The sequence below is a fragment of the Pseudomonas sp. FW305-20 genome (assembly GCF_058788075.1).
Genome location: NZ_JBYTAJ010000026.1, coordinates 54,974 through 77,738 on the forward strand (window position 1 = coordinate 54,974; position 22,765 = coordinate 77,738).

Consider the following 22,765-nt stretch of genomic DNA (forward strand, 5'->3'; position numbering starts at 1 on the left):
AGTGAATCATGAGTGAAATGATTGATACGCCGGTTGACGGCACCCTCGACGCCACCGGCCTCAACTGCCCGGAACCGGTGATGATGCTGCACCAGCACATCCGTGACCTGGTGCCCGGCGGCCTGCTCAAGGTGATCGCCACCGACCCGTCGACCCGTCGCGACATTCCCAAGTTCTGTGTGTTTCTCGACCACGAACTGGTGGCGCAGCACGAAGAGGCAGGCACCTACCTCTACTGGATCCGCAAGAAACTCGCTTAACCCGCCGAATGGCTGATGCGGATCCGCTTGCGTGCACTGCGCGTCAGGCGGATCGACAGCATCAACGCCGCGCAACTCAAGCCCACGATCAATCCCTGCCACAGCCCGCTCGGGCCGCTCGGCGCGCCGAACCAATCGGTCAGGCCCAGCGCGTAACCCACCGGCAGACCAATGCCCCAGTAAGCGAACAGCGTCAGGATCATCGTCACCCGCGTGTCCTGATAGCCGCGCAACGCGCCCGCAGCCGTCACCTGGATCGCATCGGAAAACTGGAACAGCGCCGAATACACAATCAGCATGGCAGCCACCTGAATCACCGTCGGGTCGGCGGTGTAAATCGCAGCAATGGGTTCACGCAGCAATAGCATCAGGCTCGCCGACAAACACGCATAAGCCAGGGCGGTGCCCATGCCGACACCGGCGGCGAAGCGGGCTTCACGTGGCTCCTCGCGGCCCAGCGCCTGACCGACTCGCACGGTCACGGCCATGCCGAGGGAGTAGGGGATCATGAACACCAACGAGCTGAAATTCAGCGCGATCTGATGCCCGGCCACCACGGTGGCGCCGAGGCTGCCGATCAGCAGCGCAATCACGGCGAAGATGCTCGATTCGGCAAATACCGCGATGCCGATCGGCAGGCCGATGCCCAGCAGGCGTTTGATCACCGACCATTGCGGCCAGTCGAAACGGCTGAACAACTCACTCGACTGATACGCCGGCGCCCAGCGCTCCCAGCCGGCCATGCCCAGCGCCATTACCCACATCACGATCGCCGTGGCCCAGCCGCAACCGACACCGCCCATGGCCGGCACACCGAAGTGGCCATAGATGAAGATGTAGTTCAGCGGAATGTTCAACGCCAGTCCGCACAGCCCCAGCACCATGGCCGGGCGCGTACGTCCCAGCCCGTCACTGAAGCAGCGCAGCACATGGTAGAAGGCAACGGCGGGCAAACCGGTGGCGATGCCGTGCAGGTATTGCATGCACGGGCCGATCAATTCGGGATCGACCTTCATGATGTGCAGAATCGGTTCGGCACTGAACAACATGCCGGTCGCCATCAATCCCACCACTAATGCCAGCCACAGAGCCTGGCGCACGATCGGGCCGATCTCGCTGTGGGTGCCGGCGCCGAAACGCTGGGCGACTTTCGGGGTGGTCGCCAGCAGCGTGCCGGTCATCAACAGAAACACCGGCACCCAGATCGAGTTGCCCAGCGCCACCGCTGCCAGATCCCGTGGCCCGACCCGGCCCGCCATTACCGCATCGACGAAGCCCATGGCGGTGGTCGCCAGCTGCGCGATCATGATCGGCAAGGCCAGGCCGAGCAGGTTTTTCAGCTCCAGGCGAACCCGGGCCGGGCGGGTGAGGGAAGTAGCGGCGGGGCGGTCAGTCACGGAATTCAAGGGCGAAACGTCCAGAGATATTGATGCGCAAGGCGGCGCATTCTACGCCCTGACGCAGTGGTCAGGAAAAGTGCTGTGTTGCGGATTTGTAATCGGTTTTCGATTCTCTATGGCGCCGCAGACCCTGTAGCAGCTGGCGCAGCCTGCGTTCGGCTGCGAAGCAGTCGTGAAATCAGGCAGCGCGGTGTATCAGGTAAACCGCGAGCACAGGGTTTACGACTGCTTCGCAGCCGAACGCAGGCTGCGCCAGCTGCTACAGGGTCTGTGCAATGCTTGCTGGCTCACACCGGCCATCTCCGCCTACACTGCCGATCCGCCAAAGGAGCCTGCCATGCTGATTGTTGCCGACGAAAATATCCCGCTGCTCGATGCCTTCTTCGAAGGTTTCGGTGAAATCCGCCGGGTGCCGGGACGTTCAATCGACCGCGCCACCGTCGAACAGGCCGATGTGCTGCTGGTGCGCTCGGTGACCAACGTTAACCGCGCGTTGCTCGAAGGCAGCAAGGTCCGCTTTGTCGGCACCTGCACCATCGGCACCGATCACCTGGATCTGGATTACTTTCAGCGGGCCGGCATCACCTGGTCCAGTGCACCCGGCTGCAACGCCCGCGGCGTGGTCGACTACGTGCTCGGCAGTCTGCTGACCCTGGCCGAAATCGAAGGCGCCGACCTGGCACAACGCACCTACGGCATCGTCGGTGCCGGTGAAGTGGGCGGCCGACTGGTCAAGGTTCTGCAAGGTCTGGGCTGGAACGTGCTGGTCTGCGATCCGCCAAGGCAAGCGGCAGAAGGTGGCGATTACGTCAGCCTCGAACAGATCATCGAGCAGTGCGATGTCATCAGCCTGCACACGCCGTTGAAGAAACACGGTGCCCAGTCGACCTGGCATCTGTTGGATAAAAACCGCTTGAACCAGCTCAAGCCTGGCGCCTGGTTGATCAACGCCAGTCGTGGCCCGGTGGTGGACAACGCCGCCCTGCGCGAGGTGCTGCTGCAACGTGAAGACCTGCAAGCAGTGCTGGACGTCTGGGAAGGCGAGCCGGAGGTCGATGTGGCCTTGGCCGAACTCTGCGTGCTGGCGACGCCGCACATTGCCGGTTACAGCCTCGATGGCAGACAACGTGGGACTGCGCAGATCTATCAGGCCTATTGCGCTTTTCTCGGGCAAGCGGCCCCGATCAATTTGAACGATTTGCTGCCCGCGCCCTGGTTGTCGCAAGTGACCTTGAACGCCAACAGCGATCCGGCCTGGTCGCTGGCCATGTTGTGCCGTGGCGTGTACGACCCGCGCCGCGACGATGCGGATTTCCGTCGCAGCCTTGTAGGCAATGTGAGTGAACAGCGTGCGGCGTTCGATTCACTGCGCAAACATTATCCATTGCGGCGTGAGATTGATGGGTTGCGGGTGCGGATCGAGGGGGATTCGCCGGCATTGCAGAAGATCGTCGCGGGGTTGGGGGCTTCTGCTGTCTGAACATCGAGTTGGCCCCTTCGCGAGCAGGCTCGCTCCCACATTAATCTCAGTCGTATTGTGGGAGCGAGCCTGCTCGCGAATGGCTGCACCTCAATTCTGGATCAGCCGCCATAAAAAACCCGGCCATCAGAGGCCGGGTCAAGAAGACGGTGGCTATATCACTCTTGTTCGGCAGGCTTGACCAATCGCTTTTCCAGTTCGCGGCAAGCGTCCTGGATCATGTTTTCAGTGATCGGTACTTCTCGCCCATCCTTATCGATAATCGAGCAACCCAAAGACTGGTCTGGCTGCGTGCGGATCACTGGAATCTTGTCTTCGCTGCTGTTTTGCAAGGACATGGCCTGTCTCCTCATCAGGTTGTGTACTAACTGTAGAACCGCCACGTGACCGGGCTGTGACAGCTTCTTGCGATCTTTCCAGGGCGGCGACATCAGTCCACCAGAAATACCGCGGCGTTGCCACTCGGACTTTAGACCAATACCGTCTAGGGCCTAGTCTTTGCGGTCATATTTAACCTGACTCATTTTGATTTACAGCGTTCAATCCCATCGACCGGTGTAGGCTTGATCGCGTCAAACCCTATTGGTTGCGCCATCGAATGATCTCCATCCTCTCTTCCCGTCACCGTCGCGCCATGCGCCTGGCCCTGCGTTTCATCGCGCCTTATCGCTGGCCGGCCGTCGGTGCCTTGCTCGCATTGATCGTGACGGCGGGTATTACCTTGTCCATGGGGCAGGGGATTCGCCTGCTGGTGGATCAGGGTTTCATGACCCAGTCGCCGCATTTGCTCAACCAGTCCATCGGCTTGTTCATGTTGCTGGTGGTCGGGCTGGCGATTGGCACCTTCGCGCGTTTTTACCTGGTCTCATGGATCGGCGAGCGCGTTGTCGCGGACATCCGTCGTCAAGTGTTCAATCATCTGATTTATCTGCACCCAGGATTCTACGAAGACAACCGCAGCTCCGAGATCCAGTCGCGGTTGACTGCTGACACCACGCTGCTGCAATCGGTGATCGGCTCTTCGCTGTCGCTGTTTTTGCGCAACCTGTTGATGGTGATCGGCGGGATTGTCCTGCTGTTTATCACCAACCCCAAACTCACCAGCATCGTGGTGGTCGCGTTGCCGTTGGTGATCGCGCCGATCCTGATCTTCGGCCGTCGGGTGCGTAGTCTGTCGCGCCTGAGCCAGGACCGGATTGCCGATATCGGCAGCTATGTTTCCGAAACCCTGGGCCAGATCAAAACCGTGCAGGCTTACAACCATCAAGTCCAGGATGAGCAGCGCTTTGCCGCGACCGTGGAGGAGGCCTTCAACACCGCTCGCAAACGGATCTTCCAGCGGGCCTGGCTGATAACGCTGGTGATCGTGCTGGTGCTGGGCGCCGTCGGGGTAATGCTCTGGGTCGGCGGAATGGATGTGATCGCCGGGCGGATTTCCGCGGGCGAGCTGGCGGCGTTTGTGTTTTACAGCCTGATTGTCGGCAGTGCATTCGGCACGTTGAGCGAAGTGATCGGCGAACTGCAGCGTGCCGCTGGCGCCGCCGAGCGGATAGCCGAGTTGCTGCGCTCGGAAAACATCATCCAGCCACCGACGACTGGCCTGGTGACCTTGCCTGAACGGGTAAAGGGTGAACTGGTGCTGCAAGACGTGCGCTTTTCCTACCCGTCGCGTCCCGAAAGCTATGCGGTCGATGGTTTGAATCTGACGATCAATGCCGGCGAAACCCTCGCATTGGTCGGGCCGTCCGGTGCCGGCAAGTCGACGGTTTATGACTTGCTGCTGCGCTTCTACGACCCCGCCGAAGGACGCATCTTGCTCGACGGCGTGCCGCTGACTCAACTCGATCCGTTGGACCTGCGCCGCTGCTTCGCTCTGGTCTCGCAATCCCCGGCGCTGTTCTTTGGCAGCATCGAAGAGAACCTGCGCTACGGCAACCCGACGGCCACCCTGACCCAGGTTCAGGAAGCGGCGAAAATCGCCTACGCCCACGACTTCATCGAACAAATGCCCAACGGCTACCAGACCCACCTTGGCGACGGTGGCCTCGGTTTGTCCGGCGGCCAACGCCAGCGCTTGGCCATCGCCCGGGCATTGCTGGTGGACGCACCGATCCTGCTGCTGGACGAAGCCACCAGCGCTCTCGACGCCCAGAGCGAACACCTGATCCAGCAAGCCCTGCCGAGCCTGATGAAAAACCGCACCACGCTGGTCATCGCCCACCGACTGGCGACGGTAAAAAACGCTGACCGGATCGCGGTGATGGACCAGGGGAAACTGGTGGCGGTGGGGACGCATCAGGAATTGATTGCGAGTAACGCGCTGTATGCGCGGTTGGCGGCGTTGCAGTTCAACGATGGACATGAGGCCGCGTGAAGAGAGCTGCTGAATGTTGTCGGAGTCGGGCATTATGTCGACCCCAGTTGCGAGCCTGGAAAGAGATATGAGTCGTTATCAACCCCCGTTGACCCTGACCACCAGAATGTTGGCGTTGGTCGCGGGGATGCTCGGCGACTGATTGGCATCCGCTAATCATCAGCTGCGTCTTCCATTACGAATTCGAGTTCATCCATCCCTTCACTGACGGTAACGGACGCATGGGCCGTCTTTGGCAGACTTTGATACTCAGTCAATGGCGCCCGGTGTTGGCATATTTGCCTGTCGAAGCGGTCATTCGAGATCAGCAGGATGCTTATTACGCGGCATTGTCGGCGGCTGATCAGTTGGCTGAGGCGACGCCTTTTGTCGAGTTCATGCTGCAAGCATTGAGTCTCGCGCTTGAGGAAGCAGCCCTTGGTGAATCAGTAACCGACCCAGTAACCGACCTGGTAAGCGACCCAGTAGGGAAATTGCTTTCAGCGCTCCATATTAACGGCACGCTTAAAATCAGCGACTTAATGACAGAGGTCGGTTTGGCTCACAAGGCGACCTTTCGGGCTAACTTTCTCAGGCCCGCATTGGCTGCCAACTTGATTGAAATGACCAATCCCGGGTCGCCAAGCAGCCCTGCTCAAAAATATCGACTGACCCAGCATGGCAAGCGGATTGCCGCACGGCTCAAGTCGGCGTAGTCGTTCTGGACGCGAATAAAAAATGCCCGCATCAATCGATGCGGGCATTTTTTGTCAGTGCTTCGAAGGCTCATTGATCGTCAAAATAGCGCTCATGCCAATCCACCAACGGCTGCGGTGAGTTGAGCTTCTGGCCGTAGATCACCGAGTACGACAGCACGTTCTGCACGTACTGACGGGTTTCGTCGAACGGGATGCTTTCCACCCAGACGTCGAAGCTCAGATGGTCCGCACCGCGTAGCCACTGACGCACGCGGCCGGGGCCGGCGTTGTAGGCTGCGGACGCGAGGACGCGGTTGCCATTGAACTGGCTGTGAACCTGGCTCAGGTAGGCGGCACCGAGCTGGATGTTCTTGTCCGGATCGAACACTTGCTGCGGCGAGGCCAGTGGAATGCTGAACTTGCGCGCAGTCTCCTTGGCGGTGCCGGGCATCAGCTGCATCAGGCCGCTGGCGCCGACGCCGGAGCGGGCGTCGGCCATGAAGGCACTTTCCTGGCGAGTGATGGCGAACACCCAGCTCGAGTGCAGGCCGCGAGCCTTGGCTTCGCGCACCAGGGTTTCGCGGTGGGCCATCGGGAAGCGGATATCCAGGTCGTCCCAGTACTTCGCCTGACTGATGGTGCGAATTGCCGGGAAATACCATTTCAGGTCGTAGGCCAGTTTCGCCTGGGCGACCATTTCGTCGCGGTTGAAGTGGCGGCTGACGTGGTACCACTCGCGACGACCGTCGACGATCTGCCCGCGAGCATGGAATTCCAGGGCGCGTCGTATGCCTGGGGTATTGCGCACCTTGTTGATCAGCGCCTGACTGAGCACCAGCGGTTTGTTGTTCAGTGAATAGGGGGACTGCGAGCGGTCGGCGGCCAGGAAACCGTAGAAGTCGCGCTCTTGAGCCAGGTTCTTGTAAAGCGTCTGTACTTCGGGATTCTGTGGCTGGGCCAGTTCCAGGCTGCGAGCCTGCCAGTAACGCCAGCGGTTGGTGGTGGCCAGATCCTGAGGCAGGCGACGCGTCAATTGATAGGCATCATCCCAGCGGGCCAGACGCAATAGCAGGCGCAGGCGCCATTCAGAAACGGTGTTGTCCCGCAACTCCGGGTCGTATTTGGTCATCACGTCCAGCGCGCGGCTGTCGAAACGTCGTGCAAGGGTCAGTCCGATTTCTCGGGCGATGGCCACTTTTTCGTCTCGCGAGAAGTGCATGCTGCTGGCATAGCCGTCGAGCAAGGCCATGGCCTTGTCCGGATCCTGTTTGGCCAGGCGGCGCAGGCCGAGGCTGACGATGTCGGACATTGGCTCGTCGGCCGGGGTGAAGCGCGACGGCTGATTGAGCAGCTCGGGTTTCTGCGCCACATCTATCAACAAACGACCGCGAGGGGCGAGGGTGGTCAGGCCACTCACCAGGCTGTTGGCCAACGGGTAGTTGCGCGCCTGGGCGGCGAGTTTAGTGCGCTCCCAGCGTTTCTGTTCGGTCAGTTGACCTTCGGCGGCCCAGATCCCGAACAAGCCATCACATGCCCCAGGCAGCGATTTACCGGTCAGCCAGAGTTTTTCGGCGTTGGCATAACCTTCGGTCTTCTGTTTGCGCGCGATCTGATTCTGCGCGTTCAGGCAGTCCAGTTCGGTGAAATTGAGTTTGGGGTCGTAGTACTTGACGAAGGTCTCCCAGTCGCCGCGATCGGCCAGCCAGCGCAACCAGCGAAGTTTCATCCAGTTGGCTTGCGGCAGGTCGCCGTGTTCGGCGAGAAATTTCTCGATTTCGGCATTGCTCGCGGTTTTCAGACGTGCGGTCAGTTCGTCATACGCAAGATAAGGCTCCAACGGGTAATCACTAAGAGCCTGGCTGTAACGGAAGTAAGGACCTGTATCACCCTTGGCCAGGGCACGCTTGGCTTCATCGTAGTATTGACGCTGGGTAGACAGGTCCACCGCCTGTGCTGTTTGGATGGCAGTGGCAGAAAGAAGAAAACAGGATAAAAGACCAAAAAGGCGACTGCGCATGAGACGTCCGAACAGAGAAATCATGACAAGCGTTGAAGATACCAACACTGAATTAACTGTAGCTTAGCCTTTTGCCAGCAGCGGGCGAAAGCTTTGCCGGCCTGTCAGCATCAGTTCGCAACATTTGTCATGCAGAGTGTCGCGAAGGTGAAATTGCCGGCCTTCTGAAGCCTCAATTCAGGTAGAATGCGCGCCCGGTTTTTGGAGAAGCTCATGACCCTGCTCAAATTCAGCGATGTGTCCCTTGCTTTCGGCTCTACGCCGTTGTTGGACAAGGTGTCCTGGCAGATCGCCCGTGGTGAGCGGGTGTGCATCATCGGCCGCAATGGCACTGGCAAGTCCAGCATGATGAAGCTCGTCAAGGGCGACCAGAAGCCCGATGACGGCTCCGTTTGGCGCGCACCCGGCCTCAAGATTGGCGAATTGCCGCAAGAATTGCCGGTAGCCGACGAGCGGACCGTGTTCGACGTGGTGGCTGAAGGCCTGGACGGTGTCGGCGAACTGCTCGCGCAGTATCACCACCTGAGCCAGAACATCGTCACCGACGCCGATCTGGACAAACTGATGCACGTCCAGCACGACCTCGAAGCCCGTGACGGCTGGCGTTTGCAGCAATTGGTCGACAGCACCTTGAGCCGTCTGCAGTTGCCGGCCGACAAGACCCTCGCCGAGTTGTCCGGCGGCTGGCGTCGTCGCGTCCTGCTGGCTCAGGCTCTGGTTTCCGAACCCGATCTGCTGTTGCTCGACGAACCGACCAACCACCTGGACATCGGTGCAATTGCCTGGCTCGAAGAAGCGCTGAAGGATTTCCAGGGCGCCGTGCTGTTCATCACGCACGACCGTTCATTCCTGCAGAACCTCGCGACCCGCATTCTCGAACTGGATCGCGGTGGCCTGATCGACTGGAACGGCGACTACGCCAGCTTCCTCGTGCACAAGGAAGCCTCGCTGGCCGCGGAAGACACCGCCAACGCGCTGTTCGACAAAAAACTGGCCCAGGAAGAAGTCTGGATCCGCCAGGGCATCAAGGCTCGCCGCACCCGTAACGAAGGCCGCGTCCGCGCCCTCAAAGCCCTGCGCAACGAGCGTAGCGAGCGTCGTGAGCGCACCGGCAAGGCCAACATCCAGCTGGATACCGCCGACAAGTCCGGCAAGCAGGTGATGGTCCTCGAGAACGTAAGCTTCGCTCACCCGGGCGGCCCGTTCCTGATCAAGGATTTCTCGATGGTCCTGCAGCGCGGCGACCGTATCGGTCTGCTCGGCGCCAACGGCACCGGCAAAACCACACTGCTGAAGCTGATGCTCAGCGGTCTGCAGCCAACCAGCGGCACAGTGGAAGAAGGGACGCGCATCGACGTGGCCTACTTCGACCAGTTGCGCCATCAGCTGGACCTGGAAAAGACCGTAATTGACAACGTTGCGGAAGGTCGCGACTTCATCGATATCGATGGTCAGAGCCGCCACGTGCTGAGCTACCTCGGCGATTTCCTGTTCAGCCCGCAGCGTGCCCGCACGCCGGTGAAGGCGCTGTCCGGTGGTGAGCGTGCCCGTCTGCTGCTGGCGAAACTGTTCAGCAAACCGGCGAACCTGCTGGTCCTCGATGAACCGACCAACGACCTCGACGTCGAAACCCTCGAGTTGCTGGAAGAGGTCTTGCTGACCTTCAACGGCACCGTGCTGATGGTCAGTCACGACCGGGCGTTCCTCGACAACGTGGTCACCAGTACCCTGGTCTTCGAAGGTGAAGGCAAGGTTCGCGAATACGTCGGTGGTTATCAGGACTGGCTGCGTCAGGGCGGCTCGCCGCGCCTGCTGGGCGTGACCGAGAGCAAGTCCGGCAAAGCCGACCTGACCTCTGCTGTCGTGACGGCCGAAGCTGCGCCAGTTGCTGCTGCAGTCGAAGCGCCGGTGGCGAAGAAGAAGCTCAGCTACAAGTTGCAGCGTGAGCTGGAAATGTTGCCGGGCCAGATCGAAGCCATGGAGCAGCAGATCGCTACCGTCGAGGCGCAAATGGCCGATGCCGGTTTTTATCAGCGTCCTGCGGCCGAGACCGCTGCCGTGATTGCTCAGTTGGAGCAGTTGCAGGCTGAGCACGACGTAATGGTCGAGCGTTGGGCCGAGCTGGATGCCTGATTGATCCTGCTATAAAAAAGCCCGGCGTTCAGTGATGAGCGCCGGGCTTTTCGTAAGTGCTGTGGTTTAGCTTTTGATCAGGCGCACCGCGAGCACATCACAAGGCGCACCGTGCAGCACGTCATTGGCAGTCGAGCCCAGCAGCAATGCCAGGCCGTGTCGGCCATGGCTGCCCACCACGATCAGGTCGCAGGTCTGTTCCTTGGCCAGGTGGTGGATCTCCTGGCGTGGCTGGCCGTAGGTCAGGTGGCTGTATTCCTTGGAGAGTTCCGGATACTTCACGATCAGTCGGTCCAGGCGTTCCTTGGCCTGATCGAACTGCTGTTGTTGCAGTTGTGACAGGTCCATGGGGACGTCGCCGCCAAAGGCCATGGCCATCGGTTCGACAATATGCACCAGGGACAGCTTCGCCCCGTTGCTCACTGACAGTTCGCGAGCGCGGTGGATTACAGGATCGCACTCTTCGGTTAGATCTACAGCGACCAGAATGTGGTTGTAGGGCATGAGGTGCTCCTCCTGAGGGTTGCAATATTGGTAAGTATGGCTGGTTTCAAGCGCATTGTTTCCACAGTGACCCAATGCGCTCATCAAGAATCGGGAGTACAGATATGACGGTCTGGATAGTGGTGTCAATCTTGTTGGTGGTTCTGAGTCCGCTGGCATGGTTGCGTCCGTCCCGCCACCAGAGCGGGCGCATGGCCTTGCGCATGGAGGCGAGGCGTATCGGATTGGCGATGCAGCTGGCGCCTCAGGACTGGCCGCACTGGCTGAGCAAGGAGCCGCCGAGCCCTTGCGCCCAATACCATCGACCGCGGCGTGGCAATCGGCCGGCGTGCTGGAGTTACTGGCAAAAAGCGCCGGGTGTGTGGGTCAATCAGTGGCAGGAGGTCTGCGAGGAGCCAGCGTTGCTGATTCATTTCGAAAAATTGCCCGACAACGTTTACAAGGTCGAAGCAGACAAGCAGATGATCACGTTGTATTGGGGTGAGAAGGGCGAAGCGACGGTTTTGCAGGATATTGATGCGGTGCTGAAGGCGCTGGCATAAATCACGGAAATTTCGCGCCGCAATGGCGCGAAATTTCCGGCAGACAGGCAATAAAAAGCCCGACATCATCATCGGGCTGGAGTTGGCCAGGCAGGCCGGTAATTCTGGGTGACACTGATCTTACGCTGGGCATTCGCCAAAAGCGTTCATGTTTTTTTCCACAAGGTCCCGCCAGCGTAGCCTGTTAAACAAAGGCTGCTTCGAATTAGGGCGACTTTTCTAACTATTGATCCTATGAATGGCCTTACATGCAGACGCGTGTTGCAGGGCTTCGCGGTACGGAAATGACCGGAAAGTCGCGTTTCAACCAGTATTTTGGGCGATTGACAATTGTCGGAAATTCCGTGAAGGTGACGTACCCAAATCAAACGGGCGTATGAATTGAGCGTTTGTATTACAGACCGCTCCTACAGAATCCCGACTATCGCGTTGGCGGGTGTGCCGGGTGAATGGGCGTAGCATTGACGTTAAACGTCCCTGCCGAACCATTCGCCTGCGTCCGACGTGTACTGTTCAGCTTCCATATCGTGGAGATCAGTTGATGATTTACGAAGGTAAAGCCATCACGGTTAAGGCTCTTGAAAGTGGCATCGTCGAATTGAAATTCGACCTCAAGGGTGAGTCCGTCAACAAGTTCAACCGTCTAACCCTGAACGAACTGCGTCAGGCCGTAGACACCATCAAGGCAGATGCTTCGATCAAGGGTGTGATCGTCAGCAGTGGCAAGGACGTGTTCATCGTCGGCGCCGACATCACCGAATTTGTCGAGAACTTCAAGCTGCCTGATGCAGAGCTTGTTGCTGGCAATCTGGAAGCCAACAAGATTTTCAGCGATTTCGAAGACCTCAACGTCCCGACTGTCGCCGCGATCAACGGCATCGCCCTGGGTGGCGGTCTGGAAATGTGCCTGGCGGCGGACTACCGCGTCATGTCCACCAAGGCCAAGATCGGTCTGCCGGAAGTCAAGCTGGGCATCTACCCGGGCTTCGGCGGTACCGTGCGCCTGCCGCGCATCATCGGTGCCGATAACGCCATCGAATGGATTGCCGCCGGCAAGGAAAACCGCCCTGAAGACGCGCTGAAAGTCGGCGCAGTCGACGCAGTGGTTGCCCCTGAGAAACTGCAGGAAGCTGCTCTGGAGCTGATCAAACGCGCCATTTCCGGCGAGTTCGACTACAAGGCCAAGCGTCAGCCGAAGCTCGAAAAGCTCAAGCTCAACGCCATTGAACAGATGATGTCGTTCGAAACCGCCAAGGGTTTCGTGGCCGGTCAGGCGGGCCCGAACTACCCGGCACCGGTCGAAGCGATCAAGACTATCCAGAAAGCCGCGAACTTCGGTCGCGACAAGGCGCTGGAAGTCGAAGCCAATGGTTTCGTCAAACTGGCCAAGACTTCTGCCGCGCAGAGCTTGATCGGGCTGTTCCTGAACGATCAGGAGCTGAAGAAAAAGGCCAAGGCCTACGACGAAATCGCCAAGGAAGTGAAGCAGGCTGCCGTATTGGGCGCTGGCATCATGGGCGGCGGTATCGCTTATCAGTCGGCCTCCAAAGGTACGCCGATCCTGATGAAGGACATCAACGAGCACGGCATCGAGCAAGGTCTGGCAGAAGCTGCCAAATTGCTGGTGGGCCGCGTTGATAAAGGTCGCATGACCCCGGCGAAAATGGCCGAAGTGCTCAATGGCATTCGTCCGACCCTGTCCTACGGTGATTTCGGTCACGTCGACCTGGTCGTCGAAGCCGTTGTCGAGAATCCGAAGGTCAAGCAAGCCGTTCTGGCTGAAGTCGAAGGCAAGGTCAAAGAGGACACCATCCTCGCGTCCAATACCTCGACCATTTCCATCAGCTTGCTGGCCAAAGCCCTCAAGCGTCCGGAAAACTTCGTCGGCATGCACTTCTTCAACCCGGTGCACATGATGCCGCTGGTTGAAGTGATCCGTGGCGAGAAGTCCAGCGAAGTGGCCGTTGCCACCACCGTTGCCTACGCCAAGAAAATGGGCAAGAACCCGATCGTCGTCAACGACTGCCCGGGCTTCCTGGTCAACCGCGTGCTGTTCCCGTACTTCGGCGGTTTCGCCAAGCTGGTCAGCGCCGGCGTAGATTTCGTGCGCATCGACAAGGTCATGGAAAAATTCGGCTGGCCAATGGGCCCGGCGTACCTGATGGACGTGGTCGGCATCGACACCGGTCACCACGGTCGCGACGTGATGGCTGAAGGCTTCCCGGACCGCATGAAAGACGACCGTCGTTCGGCCATCGACGTGCTCTACGAAGCCAAGCGCCTGGGTCAGAAAAACGGTAAGGGCTTCTACGCCTACGAGACTGACAAGCGCGGCAAGCAGAAGAAACTCGCCGATCCGTCGGTACTGGAAGTGCTTAAGCCAATCGTGTTCGAGCAGCGTGAAGTCACCGACGAAGACATCATCAACTGGATGATGATCCCGCTGTGCCTGGAAACCGTGCGTTGCCTGGAAGACGGCATTGTCGAAACCGCTGCAGAAGCCGACATGGGCCTGGTCTACGGTATCGGTTTCCCTCCATTCCGTGGCGGTGCGCTGCGCTACATCGATTCGATGGGTGTTGCAGAGTTCGTTGCCCTGGCTGACCAGTACGCTGATTTGGGCGCGCTGTACCACCCGACCGCAAAACTGCGCGAAATGGCCAAAACCGGCCAGCGGTTCTTCGGTTAAGCGCCCCCAACTAGAGTGAGAGTGAATATATGAGCTTGAATCCTAGAGACGTCGTGATTGTCGACTTCGGTCGTACTCCGATGGGCCGCTCCAAGGGCGGCATGCACCGCAACACCCGCGCTGAAGACATGTCGGCGCACCTGATCAGCAAATTGCTGGAACGCAACGTCAAGGTTGATCCGGGCGAAGTCGAAGACGTGATCTGGGGCTGTGTGAACCAGACCCTGGAGCAGGGCTGGAACATCGCTCGCATGGCGTCCCTGATGACTCAGATCCCGCACACCGCTGCCGGCCAGACCGTCAGCCGTCTGTGTGGTTCGTCGATGAGCGCTCTGCACACTGCTGCGCAAGCGATCATGACCGGCAACGGTGACGTGTTCGTGGTTGGCGGCGTCGAGCATATGGGTCACGTGAGCATGATGCACGGTGTCGATCCGAACCCGCACATGTCCCTGTACGCGGCGAAAGCCTCGGGCATGATGGGTTTGACCGCAGAAATGCTCGGCAAAATGCACGGCATCAGTCGCGAACAACAGGACGCTTTCGGCGTGCGCTCCCACCAGCTCGCTCACAAGGCGACACTGGAAGGCAAGTTCAAAGACGAAATCATCCCGATGCAGGGCTACGACGAGAACGGTTTCCTGAAACTGTTCGACTACGACGAAACCATTCGTCCGGAAACCACCCTGGAAAGCCTGGCGGCTCTCAAGCCTGCTTTCAATCCTAAGGGCGGCACCGTGACAGCCGGTACTTCGTCGCAAATCACCGACGGTGCTTCGTGCATGATCGTGATGTCGGCGCAGCGTGCACAGGACCTGGGCATTCAGCCTATGGCGGTGATTCGTTCGATGGCAGTGGCAGGTGTGGACCCGGCGATCATGGGCTATGGTCCAGTACCGGCCACACAAAAAGCACTGAAGCGCGCGGGTCTTGGCATTAACGATATCGACTTCTTTGAGCTCAACGAAGCTTTCGCCGCACAGGCCCTGCCAGTGCTGAAAGATTTGAAAGTACTCGACAAGATGAACGAGAAGGTTAACCTGCACGGCGGTGCGATTGCCCTGGGTCACCCATTTGGTTGCTCCGGTGCGCGTATCTCCGGCACTCTGCTGAACGTGATGAAGCAAAATGGCGGCACCTTCGGGGTAGCTACCATGTGCATTGGTCTCGGCCAAGGCATCTCCACCGTCTTCGAACGCGTTTAAGCGTTTCGTCGAAGGAAGCCGGGGCCAAGTGCCCCGGTTTTTGTTTTTCTGAATTTATTTTTGTTTTTATTTTGAAAAGATTTGAGCGAGGGCCAAACCATGCCGATACAACCTGGGCTCTACCAACATTACAAAGGTCCGCAGTACCGCGTATTCAGTGTTGCGCGGCATTCGGAAACCGAAGAAGAAGTGGTGTTCTACCAAGCCCTGTATGGCGATTACGGCTTTTGGGTGCGCCCCTTGAGCATGTTCCTGGAGTCGGTCGAGGTTGACGGCGAACAGGTGCCACGCTTTGCTTTGGTGCAAGCCGAACCGAGCATATTTCCGCAGCCATAAGGGGAGTGCGCGCAGAACCCTGCGCTTGACCTCACCTTGTAGCCACTATATATAGCGGTGCCGCGTCAGGCGCCAACCGCCTTTCACTTCTAGAATTCAGGAATTTTCTGATCCATGGGCAAATCGCTGGTCATTGTGGAATCCCCGGCTAAGGCCAAGACCATCAACAAGTATCTGGGTAACCAATACGTGGTGAAGTCGAGTATCGGCCATATCCGAGACCTGCCCACCAGCGGTTCGGCTAGCGCCAGCAAAGAGCCCGCCGCCAAGCGCGGCAAGGCCGCCGCGGGTGAAGGTCCGGTGCTCACGCCGAAAGAGAAGGCGCGCAAGCAGCTGGTCTCGCGCATGGGTGTCGATCCCGATCATGGCTGGAAAGCCAAGTACGAGATCCTCCCGGGCAAGGAAAAGGTCATCGAAGAGCTACGACGGCTCGCCAAAGATGCTGACACCATCTATCTCGCAACCGACTTGGATCGCGAGGGGGAAGCCATTGCCTGGCACCTGCGCGAAGCCATCGGTGGTGATGACAGCCGCTACAAGCGCGTGGTGTTCAACGAAATCACCAAGAAGGCGATTCAGGAAGCCTTCTCCAAGCCGGGCGAGCTGGACATCGACCGTGTAAACGCCCAGCAGGCGCGTCGTTTCCTCGACCGCGTGGTGGGTTACATGGTTTCGCCGCTGCTGTGGGCCAAAGTCGCCCGTGGCCTGTCCGCCGGTCGCGTGCAATCGGTTGCCGTGAAGCTGGTGGTTGAGCGTGAGCGTGAAATTCGCGCGTTCAACCCGGAAGAGTACTGGGAAGTTCATGCCGACCTCGGCACCGCCAAGGGCGCGACTGTGCGTTTTGATGTGGCGCGCGAGAAAGGCGAAGCCTTCAAGCCGCTGAACGAAACCCAGGCCATGGCCGCACTGGAAAAGCTCAAGGCTTCCAGCTACAGCATCGTCAAGCGCGAAGACAAACCGACCAGCAGCAAGCCGTCGGCACCGTTCATCACTTCCACCCTGCAACAGGCCGCGAGTAACCGCCTGGGCTTCGGCGTGAAGAAAACCATGATGATGGCCCAGCGTTTGTACGAAGCCGGCTACATCACTTACATGCGTACCGACTCCACCAATCTCTCGGTTGATGCCGTGACGATGGCGCGTACTTATATTGAAGGCGAGTTCGGCAAGAAGTACCTGCCGGAAAACCCGAACGTCTACAGCAGCAAGGAAGGCGCACAAGAGGCTCACGAAGCGATTCGTCCCTCCGATGCCAATACCGAGCCAAGCAAGCTGTCGGGCATGGAGCGCGATGCTGAGCGGCTCTATGAGCTGATCTGGCGCCAGTTCCTCGCTTGCCAGATGCTGCCGGCCCAATACCTGTCGACCACTGTCACCGTCGGTGCCGGCGATTTCGAGTTGCGTGCCAAAGGACGGATCCTGAAATTCGACGGTTACACCCGCGTCATGCCGCAAATTGCCAAGCCTGGCGATGACGACGTGTTGCCGGACATGGCTCAGGGCGACGCGATGAAGCTGATCAAGCTTGATCCGACCCAGCACTTCACCAAGCCGCCGGCGCGTTACTCGGAAGCGAGCCTGGTTAAAGAAATGGAAAAACGCGGCATCGGTCGTCCTTCGACCTACGCGGCGATCATTTCGACGATCCAGGATCGTGGCTACGTTGCGCTGCACAACCGTCGTTTCTACTCGGAAAAAATGGGCGACATCGTTACCGAACGTCTGGCCGAAAGCTTCTCCAATCTCATGGACTACGGCTTCACTGCCGGCATGGAAGAGAACCTCGATGACGTGGCCCAGGGTGAGCGCGACTGGAAGAACGTACTCGATGAGTTCTATGGCGACTTCAAGAAGAAGCTCGAAGTAGCCGAAAGCGCCGAAGGCGGAATGCGCGCCAATCAGCCGGTAATGACTGATATTCCGTGTGTGTTGTGCGGTCGTCCGATGCAGATTCGCACCGCATCGACCGGCGTGTTCCTCGGCTGCTCGGGCTACAGCCTGCCGCCGAAAGAGCGCTGCAAGGCTACGGTCAACCTGGTGCCGGGTGATGAAATCGCGGCGGACGACGAAGGTGAATCGGAATCGCTGGTGCTGCGTGGCAAGCATCGCTGCCCGATCTGCAGTACGGCGATGGACGCTTACCTGCTGGATGAGAAACGCAAGCTGCACATCTGCGGTAACAACCCGGATTGCTCTGGCTACGAAATCGAAGAGGGCACCTATCGCATCAAGGGCTACGAAGGTCCGAGCCTGGAGTGCGACAAGTGCGGCAGCGAGATGCAGCTCAAGACCGGCCGTTTCGGCAAGTTCTTCGGTTGCACCAACGCGACGTGCAAGAACACCCGCAAACTGTTGAAAAGCGGTGATGCAGCACCGCCGAAGATGGATCCGGTGAAGATGCCTGAGCTGAAATGCGAAAAGGTCAACGACACTTACATCCTGCGCGACGGTGCTTCCGGCCTGTTCCTGGCGGCCAGTCAATTCCCGAAAAACCGCGAGACCCGAGCTCCGCTGGTCATGGAAATTGTGCCGCACAAGGATGAGATCGATCCGAAGTACCACTTCCTCTGCGAAGCACCGAAGAAAGATCCGGACGGCCTGCCTGCGGTGATCCGTTATAGCCGTAAAACCAAAGAGCAGTACGTGCAGACTGAAGTCGAGGGTAAGCCTACTGGCTGGAAAGCCTACTACGACGGCGGCAAGTGGACAGTTGAAGACAAGCGCCCGGCGAAGACTGCCAAGGCTTAAAAGGCGCTGAACACAAAAGGCCGCATGACAACCCTCGGGTTTTCATGCGGCCTTTTTGTTTTGTGCTTGCGGGAAGCGGAGCTGATCCACGACACTGTCTGACCTGCGTGAAGCAATTATTTCGTTGTGGAGGCTGCCGTCATGGCCCACGAACTCTATACCCGTACCAACCAGAAGATTTACTTCGCCGGCCTGTCGCTGGAAGCGCTCGCCAGAGCCGAAGAGGGGCGGGCGATGAATTCCCTGGCGCTGATCCAGGCCGGACGTGAATCGGCGTTATTTCACCTTTACGGTGCATTGCTTGGGCTGTGCCATGAAATCGCCGGTTTCTATCGCTTGCCTCAAGCCAACGCGCCTCGGGCCGAGTTGCTGCTGACGCGCGAAGTGCTTGAAGCCATTGCGATTCCGGAAATGGCCGAGATGGTCGAGTTGGCCAATAATCCGGAAACCTGGCTGGCCAAACTGCTGGCAGCTCATGCTGCGCTGTTTCAGCCGCCTCGGGCGCCGCACAAGCCTAAGGGTGACGTGACGCAGCCGCTGATCCTGGCCGTTAACCTGGATGAAGAAGAGGCTCCGCAGGAGCTGAGCCGGGAAGAGCTGGAGAGCTGGCGTCAGAATCTCAAGGGACTGGCGATTCGGTTTCGTGAAGGCCTGAACGAGTGCTGAAGGATAGAGCGGAATAATGGATGGCCCGGTGGGTTGTCCGTTCAGGTCTGAGAGCTGTCGGACCTTTCTCTATATGATGGCATCTGGTCAAGATCCCGAGCGAAGCCTGGCCGATGCCTATATAATCCCCGCCTTTCGTGGAGAACAGACCTTTATGCCAACGTCCTTTCTAGAAATTGTCGAGTTACCAGACGGCCGTATTGAGCTGCGCAGGGCTGAGGACGAGGGTTCTCTGGTTACTTTGGATTTCTCCGAGGATGCCAAAGCGTTTCTGCAGGGTCAGCACGTGGAAGTCGCCAAGGCGATGTTGAGCGTCGGCGTTCAGATGGCCGGACGCTTGGTTGAAGGCGATTTCAATACAGACGAGGCGTCTCGGGTTCTTCATTGATCCCGCCCGTCGGTTTTTTGCTGATCTCGCTACAGTTTGGCTTCTCTATCCTTGGAGAAGCCCCGCGTTGTTCAACGCGCGCATTGTTTGTCAGTTAACCCAATCGAATATTCAGGCTTTGTGCGTCCCCGATCCGGGCGGCGCTGATCAGCTGTTGCCGTGAAGTTGTGCTCAAAGGGTTGAGCCAGCTGACCACCGTGTGGCTGCGGCCCAGGCGCAAGGCCTCGCAGGTCAGTTGCTGTGCGCTCTGAGTGCCGCGCGGTTGCAGCAGCAGGATGCGTTCGCGGTTAAGGCCGGCGTCCCGCAACCAGGCCTGGGTCAGGCTGGCGGGTGGCGCGATCAGCGTTAGCCAGCGCGCGTCCTGGTCCTGGCTCAGTTCCCTGAGAATCGGCGCCAGAAGGTTCAGGCAGTTCCCGGCGGCACCACGCAGCGACAGCTCACTGAAGACTTCGGGCTCGGCGCTCCAGGGTGACTCGACCACATCTTTCAGGATCGGCGCCAATGGCTGCACCATGAAAGCCTCGAACAACGGCAGTTGGGCTTGTTGTGATGTATGTGGGAACTGCATAAAGCCTCCTTTAGCGGCGAATGACGCCGACACTCAAGCCTTCGATCACCAGTTCCTGATCTTTCAGGTTCACTTCGATAGGGGCGAATTCAGGGTTTTCGGCGATCAACCAGACCTTGCTGCCGTCGCGCTTGAAACGCTTGACGGTCACTTCGTCGCCGATCCGAGCTACTACAATCTGGCCGTTGCGGGCTTCTCGGGTGGTGTGCACTGCCAGCAGGTCACCGTCGAAAATGCCTACATCCTTCATGCTCATGCCATGAACCCGAAGTAGATAGTCGGCGCGAGGATGGAAGAACGACGGGTTGATGTTGCAAGACTCTTCGATGTGCTGCTGGGCTAGGATCGGAGCACCGGCAGCCACTCGGCCAATGATCGGCAAGGTGGACTCGTCGGCCTTGGCTTCAAAGCCGGGAATGCGAATGCCACGGGAAGCACCGGGTGTCATCTCGATCGCTCCCTTGCGGGCCAGCGCCTTGAGATGTTCTTCTGCCGCATTGGGTGACTTGAAGCCCAGTTCCTGAGCGATTTCCGCGCGGGTGGGTGGGTAGCCGTTGTCTTCGAGGCAGCGTTTGATGAAGGCCAGAATCTCTGCTTGGCGTGGCGTCAGCTTTAGCATAATGATCGCTCTGTCTTTTTATACAGTGACTGGGATTATATACAGTGAAACGGTCTTGGCAATGCTCCTTTTTTTGCCGACCGCCAGACGGTCGATGAGCACGCTGATTCACGCTTGCGAGTTGTATGGTTAAATAGCTGACCGGCCATTCCCAAAACGAACCGTCAGGCTTGACAAGGCCTGGGCTGAAACGTATGTTTCAAACAAGTGTTTGTCAGGCGGAGTAGCCATGGCCCAGTCGGAAACCGTTGAACGCATTCTTGATGCTGCCGAGCAATTGTTCGCGGAAAAAGGTTTTGCTGAAACCTCATTGCGTCTGATCACCAGCAAGGCCGGTGTCAATCTGGCGGCGGTGAACTATCACTTCGGTTCAAAGAAGGCCTTGATCCAGGCAGTTTTCTCGCGCTTTCTCGGGCCGTTCTGCTTGAGCCTCGATAAAGAGCTCGAGCGGCGTCAGGCCAAGCCGGAGAACAAGCCGACGCTAGAGGAGCTGCTGGAAATCCTCGTCGAGCAAGCTCTGGTGGTGCAGCCACGTAGCGGCAACGATCTGTCGATTTTCATGCGATTGCTGGGCCTGGCTTTCAGTCAGAGCCAAGGGCACTTGCGGCGTTATCTGGAAGACATGTACGGCAAGGTGTTCCGCCGCTACATGATGTTGGTCAACGAAGCTGCGCCGCGTATCCCGCCGATCGAGTTGTTCTGGCGCGTGCACTTCATGCTCGGTGCCGCCGCATTCAGCATGTCCGGTATCAAGGCCCTGCGCGCAATTGCCGAGACCGACTTCGGCGTCAACACCTCCATTGAGCAAGTAATGCGTCTGATGGTGCCGTTCCTGGCGGCTGGCATGCGCGCCGAAACCGGGGTCACCGACACGGCCATGGCCACCGCGCAGTTGCGTCCACGCAGCAAATCGACCCCGGCCGTCGCCAAGGTTTAACTGCGCACGGGTGGGCGCGGCAGCTGACATCCGCTAAGCTAGCCGCCCATGCCGACTCTCGTTTTGAACCCGCTCCCCATTTGTATCGCCGACCTGCCGGGCATTGCCCATGGCGGCGATTTTGTGCGAGCCGGATTTATCATTATCAAGGAATCTCTATGACTGCTGGCCTGCAAGGCTCGTTGATGGTGGACGTCGCCGGTACCTGGCTGACGGCTGAAGATCGCCAATTGTTGCGCCAGCCCGAAGTGGGCGGCCTGATCATTTTCGCCCGCAATATCGAACACCCGCGTCAGGTGCGCGAATTGAGCGCCTCAATCCGCGCCATTCGTCCCGATCTGCTGTTGGCAGTCGACCAGGAGGGCGGCCGGGTTCAGCGTTTGCGTCAGGGTTTTGTACGCCTGCCAGCCATGCGCGCCATCGCTGACAACCCGAATGCCGAGTACCTCGCCGAGCAGTGCGGCTGGATCATGGCGACTGAAGTGCTGGCCGTCGGCCTCGATCTGAGTTTCGCTCCCGTGCTGGACCTCGACTTCCAGCGCAGCGCTGTGGTCGGCACCCGTTCATTCGAAGGTGATCCCGAACGTGCAGCGTTGCTGGCGGGAGCCTTCATTCGCGGCATGAACAGCGCCGGGATGGCCGCCACCGGCAAGCACTTTCCCGGTCACGGCTGGGCCGAGGCCGATTCCCACGTTGCAATCCCTGTTGATGAACGCAGTCTCGACGAAATCCGCGCCAATGACCTGGTGCCGTTCGCCCGACTGAGCAAGCAATTGGCTGCAGTCATGCCGGCCCACGTGATCTATCCGCAAGTCGATTCGCAGCCTGCCGGCTTCTCCCGCCGCTGGTTGCAGGACATCCTGCGTGGCGAACTGCAATTTGACGGCGTGATCTTCAGCGATGACCTGTCCATGGCCGGTGCCCACGTAGTCGGCGATGCTGCCAGCCGTATCGAAGCGGCGCTGACGGCCGGTTGCGACATGGGCCTGGTGTGCAACGATCGCGCGGCCGCTGAATTGGCCCTGAGCGCCGCCCAGCGCCTGAAGGTAAAGCCGTCCGAGCGCATTGCGCGGATGCGCGGCCAGTCGTACGCCAGCACTGAATACCGTCAGGATCCTCGCTGGCTGACAGCCGTGGGCGCGCTCAAAGATGCTCAACTGATCGATTGAGACCTTTCGGCTTACATGCTGAGTTTTGATACCTGCGAACTGCGATCACTTTC

General features: G+C 59.0%; 19 protein-coding genes and 1 pseudogene. 14 read left to right on the forward strand and 6 right to left on the reverse strand.

Annotation, left to right across the window (positions count from 1 at the left end; all coding sequences use genetic code 11):
• The first annotated feature begins 8 nt into the window (after positions 1-8).
• Positions 9-260 carry a sulfurtransferase TusA gene (gene tusA / locus AC3WP4_RS20775; RefSeq protein ID WP_007907805.1) on the forward strand — a complete coding sequence of 84 codons (252 nt, stop codon included), beginning with the start codon at positions 9-11 and terminating at the stop codon, positions 258-260.
• Here the strand turns inward: tusA and AC3WP4_RS20780 are convergent.
• Complete coding sequence (locus tag AC3WP4_RS20780) at positions 257-1,666, reverse strand: MATE family efflux transporter (protein WP_102616078.1); 1,410 nt, start codon at positions 1,664-1,666, stop codon at positions 257-259. The two genes, tusA and AC3WP4_RS20780, sit on opposite strands and share 4 nt — an antisense overlap.
• A 331-nt stretch (positions 1,667-1,997) precedes the next feature.
• On the opposite strand from AC3WP4_RS20780, the gene pdxB reads away from it, so the two are divergent.
• Positions 1,998-3,140, forward strand: a complete 1,143-nt coding sequence (pdxB, locus tag AC3WP4_RS20785) for a 4-phosphoerythronate dehydrogenase PdxB (protein WP_074875111.1) — start codon at positions 1,998-2,000, stop codon at positions 3,138-3,140.
• Between the two features lie 158 nt (positions 3,141-3,298).
• On the opposite strand, the gene AC3WP4_RS20790 is transcribed toward pdxB, so the two are convergent.
• The gene (locus tag AC3WP4_RS20790) at positions 3,299-3,478 is read right to left on the reverse strand and encodes a PA1571 family protein (protein ID WP_074875113.1); all 180 of its coding nucleotides are present in this window, start codon (positions 3,476-3,478) and stop codon (positions 3,299-3,301) included.
• A gap of 260 nt (positions 3,479-3,738) precedes the next feature.
• Here AC3WP4_RS20790 and AC3WP4_RS20795 point away from each other — a divergent pair, with 260 nt between their 5' ends.
• Positions 3,739-5,514 carry an ABC transporter transmembrane domain-containing protein gene (locus tag AC3WP4_RS20795; RefSeq protein WP_173860482.1) on the forward strand — a complete coding sequence of 592 codons (1,776 nt, stop codon included), beginning with the start codon at positions 3,739-3,741 and terminating at the stop codon, positions 5,512-5,514.
• A gap of 134 nt (positions 5,515-5,648) precedes the next feature.
• Positions 5,649-6,209, forward strand: a pseudogene (locus AC3WP4_RS20800) (Fic family protein); the annotation flags it as partial.
• 70 nt (positions 6,210-6,279) lie between these two features.
• On the opposite strand, the gene AC3WP4_RS20805 reads toward AC3WP4_RS20800, so the two are convergent.
• A complete protein-coding gene (locus AC3WP4_RS20805) occupies positions 6,280-8,208 on the reverse strand; it encodes a transglycosylase SLT domain-containing protein (protein ID WP_074875115.1) in 1,929 nt (642 codons plus the stop codon).
• Between the two features lie 213 nt (positions 8,209-8,421).
• On the opposite strand from AC3WP4_RS20805, the gene AC3WP4_RS20810 reads away from it, so the two are divergent.
• Positions 8,422-10,341 (forward strand): ATP-binding cassette domain-containing protein, encoded by a 1,920-nt coding sequence (locus tag AC3WP4_RS20810; protein WP_074875117.1) that lies wholly within the window; start codon positions 8,422-8,424, stop codon positions 10,339-10,341.
• A gap of 66 nt (positions 10,342-10,407) precedes the next feature.
• Here the strand turns inward: AC3WP4_RS20810 and AC3WP4_RS20815 are convergent, their stop codons facing one another.
• Positions 10,408-10,845, reverse strand: coding sequence for a universal stress protein (locus tag AC3WP4_RS20815; RefSeq protein ID WP_008151425.1), 438 nt, complete (start codon positions 10,843-10,845; stop codon positions 10,408-10,410).
• Positions 10,846-10,949: 104 nt separating this feature from the next.
• Here AC3WP4_RS20815 and AC3WP4_RS20820 point away from each other — a divergent pair, with 104 nt between their 5' ends.
• From AC3WP4_RS20820 to AC3WP4_RS20850, 7 genes are all read left to right on the forward strand, one after another.
• Positions 10,950-11,387, forward strand: a complete 438-nt coding sequence (locus AC3WP4_RS20820; protein WP_074875120.1) for a hypothetical protein — start codon at positions 10,950-10,952, stop codon at positions 11,385-11,387.
• Between the two features lie 541 nt (positions 11,388-11,928).
• Complete coding sequence (gene fadB, locus AC3WP4_RS20825) at positions 11,929-14,076, forward strand: fatty acid oxidation complex subunit alpha FadB (protein ID WP_102616077.1); 2,148 nt, start codon at positions 11,929-11,931, stop codon at positions 14,074-14,076.
• Positions 14,077-14,105: 29 nt separating this feature from the next.
• Positions 14,106-15,281 (forward strand): acetyl-CoA C-acyltransferase FadA, encoded by a 1,176-nt coding sequence (fadA, locus tag AC3WP4_RS20830; RefSeq protein ID WP_046047846.1) that lies wholly within the window; start codon positions 14,106-14,108, stop codon positions 15,279-15,281.
• Positions 15,282-15,380: 99 nt separating this feature from the next.
• Positions 15,381-15,617, forward strand: coding sequence for a DUF1653 domain-containing protein (locus AC3WP4_RS20835; protein ID WP_007933188.1), 237 nt, complete (start codon positions 15,381-15,383; stop codon positions 15,615-15,617).
• Positions 15,618-15,731: 114 nt separating this feature from the next.
• On the forward strand, positions 15,732-18,365 hold the full coding sequence (topA, locus tag AC3WP4_RS20840; RefSeq protein WP_074875124.1) for a type I DNA topoisomerase: 2,634 nt from the start codon (positions 15,732-15,734) through the stop codon (positions 18,363-18,365).
• Between the two features lie 141 nt (positions 18,366-18,506).
• Positions 18,507-19,031 carry a DUF6586 family protein gene (locus AC3WP4_RS20845; protein ID WP_074875126.1) on the forward strand — a complete coding sequence of 175 codons (525 nt, stop codon included), beginning with the start codon at positions 18,507-18,509 and terminating at the stop codon, positions 19,029-19,031.
• A gap of 154 nt (positions 19,032-19,185) precedes the next feature.
• Positions 19,186-19,419, forward strand: a complete 234-nt coding sequence (locus AC3WP4_RS20850) for a hypothetical protein (protein ID WP_008151412.1) — start codon at positions 19,186-19,188, stop codon at positions 19,417-19,419.
• A gap of 94 nt (positions 19,420-19,513) precedes the next feature.
• Here AC3WP4_RS20850 and sulA read toward each other — a convergent pair whose 3' ends face one another.
• Together sulA and lexA are read right to left on the reverse strand one after the other, a co-directional pair.
• On the reverse strand, positions 19,514-19,987 hold the full coding sequence (gene sulA, locus AC3WP4_RS20855; protein ID WP_008151409.1) for an SOS-induced cell division inhibitor SulA: 474 nt from the start codon (positions 19,985-19,987) through the stop codon (positions 19,514-19,516).
• A gap of 10 nt (positions 19,988-19,997) precedes the next feature.
• On the reverse strand, positions 19,998-20,606 hold the full coding sequence (gene lexA, locus AC3WP4_RS20860) for a transcriptional repressor LexA (protein WP_007933171.1): 609 nt from the start codon (positions 20,604-20,606) through the stop codon (positions 19,998-20,000).
• Between the two features lie 229 nt (positions 20,607-20,835).
• Here lexA and AC3WP4_RS20865 point away from each other — a divergent pair, with 229 nt between their 5' ends.
• Together AC3WP4_RS20865 and nagZ are read left to right on the forward strand one after the other, a co-directional pair.
• Complete coding sequence (locus AC3WP4_RS20865) at positions 20,836-21,543, forward strand: TetR/AcrR family transcriptional regulator (protein WP_074875128.1); 708 nt, start codon at positions 20,836-20,838, stop codon at positions 21,541-21,543.
• 170 nt (positions 21,544-21,713) lie between these two features.
• Positions 21,714-22,712: a beta-N-acetylhexosaminidase gene (gene nagZ / locus AC3WP4_RS20870; RefSeq protein ID WP_173860483.1), complete on the forward strand. Its 999-nt coding sequence runs from the start codon at positions 21,714-21,716 to the stop codon at positions 22,710-22,712.
• The last annotated feature ends 53 nt before the right edge of the window (positions 22,713-22,765 follow it).

What these genes read in the sequence shown, in the direction of transcription:
- lexA (WP_007933171.1), bottom strand. Translation starts at nt 20,606, where the DNA reads ATGCTAAAGCTGACGCCACGCCAAGCAGAGATTCTGGCCTTCATCAAA.
- AC3WP4_RS20805 (WP_074875115.1), bottom strand. Translation starts at nt 8,208, where the DNA reads ATGCGCAGTCGCCTTTTTGGTCTTTTATCCTGTTTTCTTCTTTCTGCC.
- AC3WP4_RS20795 (WP_173860482.1), top strand. Translation starts at nt 3,739, where the DNA reads ATGATCTCCATCCTCTCTTCCCGTCACCGTCGCGCCATGCGCCTGGCC.
- AC3WP4_RS20815 (WP_008151425.1), bottom strand. Translation starts at nt 10,845, where the DNA reads ATGCCCTACAACCACATTCTGGTCGCTGTAGATCTAACCGAAGAGTGC.
- AC3WP4_RS20810 (WP_074875117.1), top strand. Translation starts at nt 8,422, where the DNA reads ATGACCCTGCTCAAATTCAGCGATGTGTCCCTTGCTTTCGGCTCTACG.
- AC3WP4_RS20835 (WP_007933188.1), top strand. Translation starts at nt 15,381, where the DNA reads ATGCCGATACAACCTGGGCTCTACCAACATTACAAAGGTCCGCAGTAC.
- AC3WP4_RS20865 (WP_074875128.1), top strand. Translation starts at nt 20,836, where the DNA reads ATGGCCCAGTCGGAAACCGTTGAACGCATTCTTGATGCTGCCGAGCAA.
- sulA (WP_008151409.1), bottom strand. Translation starts at nt 19,987, where the DNA reads ATGCAGTTCCCACATACATCACAACAAGCCCAACTGCCGTTGTTCGAG.
- AC3WP4_RS20845 (WP_074875126.1), top strand. Translation starts at nt 18,507, where the DNA reads ATGGCCCACGAACTCTATACCCGTACCAACCAGAAGATTTACTTCGCC.
- AC3WP4_RS20850 (WP_008151412.1), top strand. Translation starts at nt 19,186, where the DNA reads ATGCCAACGTCCTTTCTAGAAATTGTCGAGTTACCAGACGGCCGTATT.
- fadA (WP_046047846.1), top strand. Translation starts at nt 14,106, where the DNA reads ATGAGCTTGAATCCTAGAGACGTCGTGATTGTCGACTTCGGTCGTACT.
- AC3WP4_RS20820 (WP_074875120.1), top strand. Translation starts at nt 10,950, where the DNA reads ATGACGGTCTGGATAGTGGTGTCAATCTTGTTGGTGGTTCTGAGTCCG.
- tusA (WP_007907805.1), top strand. Translation starts at nt 9, where the DNA reads ATGAGTGAAATGATTGATACGCCGGTTGACGGCACCCTCGACGCCACC.
- pdxB (WP_074875111.1), top strand. Translation starts at nt 1,998, where the DNA reads ATGCTGATTGTTGCCGACGAAAATATCCCGCTGCTCGATGCCTTCTTC.
- AC3WP4_RS20790 (WP_074875113.1), bottom strand. Translation starts at nt 3,478, where the DNA reads ATGTCCTTGCAAAACAGCAGCGAAGACAAGATTCCAGTGATCCGCACG.
- topA (WP_074875124.1), top strand. Translation starts at nt 15,732, where the DNA reads ATGGGCAAATCGCTGGTCATTGTGGAATCCCCGGCTAAGGCCAAGACC.
- fadB (WP_102616077.1), top strand. Translation starts at nt 11,929, where the DNA reads ATGATTTACGAAGGTAAAGCCATCACGGTTAAGGCTCTTGAAAGTGGC.